Origin of the sequence: Synechocystis sp. LEGE 06083 (assembly GCF_015207725.1) — a bacterium.
Taxonomy (GTDB): Bacteria; Cyanobacteriota; Cyanobacteriia; order Cyanobacteriales; family Microcystaceae; genus Synechocystis; species Synechocystis salina.
Genome location: NZ_JADEWJ010000225.1, coordinates 1 through 6,712 on the forward strand (window position 1 = coordinate 1; position 6,712 = coordinate 6,712).

General features: G+C 47.3%; 8 protein-coding genes and 1 pseudogene. All 9 read left to right on the plus strand.

What is annotated here, in order from left to right:
• Window positions 1-442 (plus strand): glycerol-3-phosphate dehydrogenase C-terminal domain-containing protein (locus IQ219_RS15125; RefSeq protein WP_304650693.1); only part of this gene is annotated, 442 nt, incomplete at its 5' end.
• Between the two features lie 248 nt (window positions 443-690).
• Entirely contained in the window at window positions 691-2,088 is a 1,398-nt protein-coding gene (locus IQ219_RS15130) for a lipoprotein (protein ID WP_194073156.1), read from the plus strand.
• 57 nt (window positions 2,089-2,145) lie between these two features.
• Window positions 2,146-2,649 (plus strand): hypothetical protein, encoded by a 504-nt coding sequence (locus IQ219_RS15135; RefSeq protein ID WP_194073157.1) that lies wholly within the window; start codon window positions 2,146-2,148, stop codon window positions 2,647-2,649.
• 10 nt (window positions 2,650-2,659) lie between these two features.
• Window positions 2,660-4,147 carry a hypothetical protein gene (locus IQ219_RS15140; RefSeq protein WP_194073158.1) on the plus strand — a complete coding sequence of 496 codons (1,488 nt, stop codon included), beginning with the start codon at window positions 2,660-2,662 and terminating at the stop codon, window positions 4,145-4,147.
• 39 nt (window positions 4,148-4,186) lie between these two features.
• Window positions 4,187-4,759, plus strand: coding sequence for a Uma2 family endonuclease (locus IQ219_RS15145; RefSeq protein WP_194073159.1), 573 nt, complete (start codon window positions 4,187-4,189; stop codon window positions 4,757-4,759).
• Window positions 4,756-4,914 carry a hypothetical protein gene (locus IQ219_RS15150; RefSeq protein ID WP_194073160.1) on the plus strand — a complete coding sequence of 53 codons (159 nt, stop codon included), beginning with the start codon at window positions 4,756-4,758 and terminating at the stop codon, window positions 4,912-4,914. Before IQ219_RS15145 ends, IQ219_RS15150 begins: the two co-directional genes overlap by 4 nt.
• A complete protein-coding gene (locus tag IQ219_RS15155; RefSeq protein ID WP_194073161.1) occupies window positions 4,904-5,245 on the plus strand; it encodes a nucleotidyltransferase domain-containing protein in 342 nt (113 codons plus the stop codon). Before IQ219_RS15150 ends, IQ219_RS15155 begins: the two co-directional genes overlap by 11 nt.
• Complete coding sequence (locus tag IQ219_RS15160) at window positions 5,242-5,379, plus strand: hypothetical protein (protein WP_190596493.1); 138 nt, start codon at window positions 5,242-5,244, stop codon at window positions 5,377-5,379. The genes IQ219_RS15155 and IQ219_RS15160 overlap by 4 nt, the downstream gene beginning before the upstream one ends.
• A gap of 75 nt (window positions 5,380-5,454) precedes the next feature.
• Window positions 5,455-6,712, plus strand: a pseudogene (locus IQ219_RS15165) (hypothetical protein); the annotation flags it as partial.

The following is a 6,712-nucleotide window of genomic DNA, read 5'->3' on the forward strand; positions in this document are numbered from 1 at the left end:
TGTGTATAAGAGACAGCCCTTACCAGGGGCAGAGGCCTATTCCCTGTCCTTGGAAACTGGCATGGATAAATACGGCGATCGCCTGGAACGCCATTCTATTCAGCATTTATTTTGTGTTTACGGTGCCAGGGCAGGAGAAGTTTTGGCTTTAGTGCATGGGGCACCGGAGTTGGGGGAACGGATTATTCCTTCCTTGCCAGATATTAAAGCTCAGGCGGTTTTTGCCGTCCAAGCAGAAATGGCCCATACCTTGGTGGATATTTGCCGACGACGCACGGCGATCGCCATGGTGACGGACGATTACGGCTTTAGCGCTCTGGCCGGCATTTGCCAAACATTAATGGACCACTGTGGCTGGACCCAGGGCCAATGTGATGAACAAATTCAAAAGTACCATGAATATATGGAACAAAACTGCATTCCCGATTATTGTCTCAACTAAAAAGGTTTAGAAAAAGCCTCAACTAAATGGGGGGCTTTGAAAACACTCTTTGCGAGGCTGGCAAACCTTTGACTTGCTGCCCACAGTCTATGGAATCTCGATAGGATCACCCAAGGAACTCTCGCCTAGAATTGAAGTTATGGAGGGCGAGCCGCAGCCGCTTGATTTATGCAAAACAGTGCCCTAGGCTAATGGCCGAACTCTCGTTCTGATGAATCATTTCCATTATTGTTTTTCTGGGTTTTGGTGTGAAAAGCTGGATTCTCTTCTCGGTGTTAGTTCTGGCGTTAGCTGGTTGTGGTCAAAGGGGAGGTTTGCCCTGTGTGGAAACGGAACAACTAGGCGATCGGAGGACAGAACAGCAAGAGGCCCCGGGGCCCTTTGAAAACCTGAATGTGCTAGTGGGGGTGGATGCCAGTGAGTCCATGGTAGGGTTTGTCAGCCAACCCGGTAGTCGCTACGGCCAGGCGATCGCCTCTTTGCACACACTGCTACAAAACAAAAATCTGCCCACTTCCTACTGGCGGGTGGGGAGCAATGACACCATTAACCAAGCCCAATCTATTTCAGCGGCTCAATTCCTTGCCGCTAGTAAAGCACCCTTTTATTGTCGTCGGGATCAACCTACTGCCGACTATCCCTGTGTTTCCAGTACCTTGGGGCAACTTTATGAATTAGCAACCGAGACCACTAATGGAGCAAATCCAGCTCCAGAAAATGACAATGGTGAAGAGGATAGCGACAATCCCACCGCTCCCCGTAGTCTAAAAATTTTACTCACCGACCTGGAGCCCGACGATGCCGCAGTGGGGCAAATTTCTGGGTTGATTAGCAAAGAACTAAAAGCCAATCCCAACTACAAGGCCGTACTTTTAGGGGTTCGTAGTCAGTTTCGGGGCAATGTGTACTCTGCCAACGCTAGTTATCCCACCTTTGTTTACAATACCGCTGGCCAAGATGTGGACCAAAAAGGCCGACCATTTTTCATCTTGATGACTGGGCCCCAGGACACGGTGGATGAAATGGTGAAGGAATTCCGTCGGCTTCCCCTGGATGTGAATAAGGCCTTTCGAGCCTCCGCCTTTGAACTGGGGCAAGGGGATACAGTCACCCTGGACAATAGTTCTTTCAAAGATGATATCCAGGAATGCGTCATTGAAATTGGTTCTGTGGATAGACAAAGGCCAAACCAAGACCAGGAGAGGGATTGGCTCATGCTCGAACAAAGCAATTGTGGCGAAAATTCTTCCACCCCTTTGCCTCTTTTAGAGTTGAATATTCCTTCTAAAAGTACCGTTTCCCTCACTGGCGGAGAGCTAACCCCAGATCTTTTCAATGTGTCTGAACCCTTTGTGTCAGTGAAAAAAGCAGAAATTGTTCAAAATCCAGGGGGAGAGGATGCCCGCCTTTTATTAACTGCCGTTTTTGATGGCAACAAGTTACCCCAGGGACAAGGCAAACTGGTTTACGTCACCCTTGGCGATCGCCAGTTGGATCAAGCGGTGTGGCAGGATTGGGACATGGACATCGGTAATCCTAACGGTGCCAAAACCCAAAATTTACTACTTTTCGTGTCGGGATTGCGGGGGGCCGTGGCCAATGACCAGGACGCTGTTAAGTTTTGTCTCGGCTATAGTCACTATTAGCTTACTTAATCAAAATTTTTGCTAATCTTCACGTATTAGTTCGTCAGGATAGGGGTTATGAAAATTGCGGAGATAGTGGCCCTTGTGGTGACAGTGGCGATCGCCACCATGGTGATTTTTGGGCTACAACCATGGCTATTGGGCGGAAGCGGACTGCCTTTGAGCTTATCCCGGGGTAACTTGGACAAATGGGCCGCAGAGATATTATTTCCCACCCTTTACCTGGTTTATGCCCTAGGGGCAATGCTACTCCTATTCTGGATTGCCAAAGCCCTCAATGGTAGTTTCACCAGGGCTCAAGACGTACTGAGCACCGGCGGCCTCTGGTGGATACTCGCCATTCTCCTCGGTGTGGTGACTATGCTAGCCCTAGTGGGTCTAAGTTTCTTCAACGGTTGGTTTGATGACACCCGTAACCTAGAACCCTTCTTCTGGCTACTGGGCTTCATTGTTGTCGATGTGTTGTTAATTTTTTGGCTGCCCACGGCCCTGGCTACCCCCAAATCCATGCGCTACGTGCCACCGGGGTCAATGTTGTTACGCAAAATTTATGGAGGTTAGAGCTTAGACCATGCGAAAAATCTATGCCATCGGTGTGGGCGGCAGTGGAGCCAAATGTGTCGAAGCGGCCATCTTTCTCCATTCCCTAGGCCTGTACGGTGAGAACTCGGAACTAAGAATTTTATTAGTCGATGCGGACACTTCCAACGGCAACTCCCAAAGGACTGGGGTAAATTTCCGCACTGCTGACGATGCCCAAAAAGCCTTTGGTCAAGGGAAAAGTCCTTTAATGGACGGGCAATTTTTCCACTACGGTACCTGGAATCCCCTGGGGGATCAAATTCACAACACTAACCTAGCGGCAGTTTTCAACAAACAGGCTTTGCGGGCCAGTGCTCCCCCTTTGGCAAAATTGTTTGATGCTCTCTACAGCCCGGCGGAACAAAATGCCGATCTAGGGGTGGGATTTCGGGGCCGGCCTCCCATTGGTTCAGCGGTGATGAGTCGGTTGGAACTAGATAGTCTGCAACAAACCCAGGCCGGCGGCTGGCAACAATTATTCAATAATCTGACCACGGATTTGGGCGTTGGCAAAGGCGGTGATGTGGTGGTGCATTTCTTTGGCAGTATTTTCGGTGGCACTGGTGCTTCGGGGGTTCCTACCCTGGCTAAGTTAGTTAGTAATCAATTAAAACAGGACAATCTCCGGGTGCGTATCCACGCATCTTTGCTGTTGCCCTACTTTGCCTTTGAGCGTCCCGATGACGGAGATCAGACCGTATTTGCCGAAACTCGCTTTTTTGCCCTCAATACCCAAGCGGCGTTGCAATATCTAACGGAACAGTCGGAGGGTTGTTTCGACAGTGTGTATTTAATTGGGGACAATGCCCAAACCAGATACGACTCCCACACCGGGGGTAAAAACCAGGAAAATGGCGCCCATTTTGTGGAGTTGTACGCCGCCTTGGCCGCTAACCATGGTTTCGATCAACCGATGGGGCAAACGGTGGCCCATTACATCAGTCGGGGGGATATCAATAATCTGATTTGGACGGACTTGCCGGATGACGAAATCGCTAAATTAGCCCTCAGTAAGGGAGTGCGCTTTGCCTACGCTTGGTTCTATAACTTTTCTTTGGAGTTGGAAGCGGCCCGGAAGTTGGGTGGTAAAAAGTTTGCCAAGGGCGCTCCTTGGTTCCAGTACTTTTTTGCTCTTAGGGCAGGGGAAGGGGACAAACCCCTGGTGGAAGATGCCCAGGAAATGGCTAAAAATGATCTACTCACAGCCTGGGCTAGGAAGTTTTTGCAATGGGCCCAACAGGTGTCCTCTGCCCACGTCAATGGGGAACAACTTTTTCAGTTAAAACATTTGGATGATTTAAACCAAAGCCCTGGTTATCGTGAACATCTCCATCAATTAATTATTGATAAAGAACGCAGTCAAGCGGCGCAAAATGGCGATCGCCTGGATACCATTAAGAACCGTTTGGCAGATGAGGGCAAAAGTTACGATAACGGTGTTTTTGGTTTAGCCCATGCTCTGTTTGCCTTGCTTTAGATTGGGATGGAAAACGTTTGCCATTTGAGGGATATAACCATGCTAGCCAATGCTGAAATTAACTATCAAAGTCCCCAAGAATACCTAAATTGGGAAGCCCTGCAGGAATTTAGGCATGAATATCTGGATGGGCAAATTTTAGCTATGACTGGCGGAACCATTGCCCATAATTTAATCGGTCTGAATTTGGCGACTTTACTAAAAAGTCATCTTCGGGGCACTGGTTGCCGAGTGTTTATGGCCGATGTCAAGGTAAAAGTGGCCTTGGCGAGTTCTTTCCATTATCCCGATGTGATGGTTAGTTGCGATGACAGGGATCAAGAGGCAGTGCAATTTATTCAATTTCCTTGCTTTATTGCTGAAGTTTTATCCCCTAGCGCGGAGGCCTATGATCGGGGTGAAAAGTTTCGTCGTTACCGACAATTACCAAGTTTGATGGAGTACTTGTTGATTGACAGTAATAAAATGGCAGTGGATCTTTTTAGTCGTAATAGTCAAGGGCGTTGGGAACTAATTAGTTATGAAGAAGGGGATTTATTATCTCTGGAAACCATTAACTGGGAATGTTCGTTAGCATCCTTTTATGAAGATGTTATCCGAGGCAAAAAATGATCGATACCTATCTGGTGGAAGGGGATTTAATTTTTCCTGCCCTTGACCGAGTGGCAATTTGTGACAGTCCACTTACTAGCAATGATCTAATTATTTCCCCCCAATTTCCCGACATTAATTTATCTGTTAATCAGCTTTTTGATTATGGCAACTAGCACTTTTTCTGGTCAATTTACCCTGGCTGATACTCTGACAAAACTCAGAGCTGATTTGGCGGAACTTTATGGGGATAGATTGGCGAAAGTTATTCTTTTTGGCTCCCAGGCTAGGGGAGAGGCAGAAACCACTTCTGATGTTGATATTTTGCTGGTATTAAATGGCAAAGTCGATCCCGTAGCAGAAATTAATGCTAATAGTAATTGGTTAAGTGATTTTTGTCTGGAGACAGAGCAGTTAGTTAACTGTCTTTATTTATCACATGCAGACTTTGCCCATGAGGACACAGCCTTGCTAAAGAATATAAAGAGGGAGGGGATTTTACTATGAATAAGGAACAGTATTTAGGGGATTACGGTAGGCCTGATTATATTTCCTGTGAAGAGGCTCAAATTCAAATCACCAATGCCTGGGAATTTTTAAAATTTACTCAAGATTACTTGGGCTTTAATAATACAGAATAATTATCTACCTTTTTGTTATTTTCATTTTCTTATTTTTATCTTGTCTAATTTTTCTCCTTAAACCCCTTCCCAACTATGGCTAACCAACCCCTACTTCCCAAGACTAACCAAGATTTTGCCGGTGGTTCTGCTCCAGGGGAATGGATCGCCGAGGGAGTAGGACTCTTTAATCGCTTAGGCAATAGTTTGGAGTTTGAGGGGGGAGCCTACCGGGAAGTAAATTCGATCCCCAGCCCTTGGTCCCGGCCTCTGCAATTAATTTCGGCTTTTCGCAACCGGCAGTACCCCAGTCGGGATTGGCTAATTGAGCAATATCGGGGTTTATTGACCGCCCTAGCCCTGGCGGAGAACTTGAATCTTCAGATCACTGCCACCCAAGTACGGCTAAAGGATTATCAGGATAAGGAATTTGCCCGTTGTTTGTGGAAATTGCGCCCCAACGATAGGGACAATGTGTTGCCGATGGTGCTCCCCGATGGTCCCTGGGCAGAGTTGTATTTGTTTGAACTAGACGGGGTGGCGATCGGTATGACCAGTCCGGCCACCATTGTCTGCCCCACGGGTTATTTTCACGATTCCTTAAGTCGGCGCATTGCTTGGATTAAAAATGGCTTTTTCACCAATCCTATCAATAACGGCTTAGCCCCCAATCAAAAGGAAGTGTTGTTGCCTTGGCTGGAAAATTTAAAAGGTACCTTGATGCGTAATCCCCAAAATGAGGATTTAGCGGGGCGGGTCTCAGGGGTGATAGACGACTATATCAGGGATTTGGGTGTCACCACCAGTAATGTTTTTCGACCCACCACAAAAAATCTACCGTTTGGCATTCCCCTTGCCCCAGAACTTTTTCGAGCACTTGATCCAGCGGAGGCGGTGCAAACTCCTTCCAATGTGCGGGCAATAGCTTCGGTTGGTCGCAATCCTAGCAAGCAACTTTACATTATTGATCCAGTACAGTTACCAAGTCTTCTGGCCAAACAACCCCAGGAAATTAATGTCATTGATGCATCTCCGTTACTCAATTTTGACCCCAATCTTCACCGCCGTTCTGATGCCATCTTTGCCACTCCAGCAGATATTTTTGAGCCTAATCTTTATTTCCACAAAACCAAAGGCTTATTGCCCGGCACATGGTTAGACCAAAAGTTAAATTTGGATAATCTAACTATCCTGCTACCCTTTAAACCTTTTTTGCGGGAGTATTTTACCAGTGAAGATTTGGAAAAACAGGTGGAGTTAAGTCCCGTTTCCACTCCAGAAGGCCCGGGGGTAAGGGTTTCGTTAACAGTGCAAATATCGGGGTTTGATCGTCCTGTGGCCTACACCATGTCCC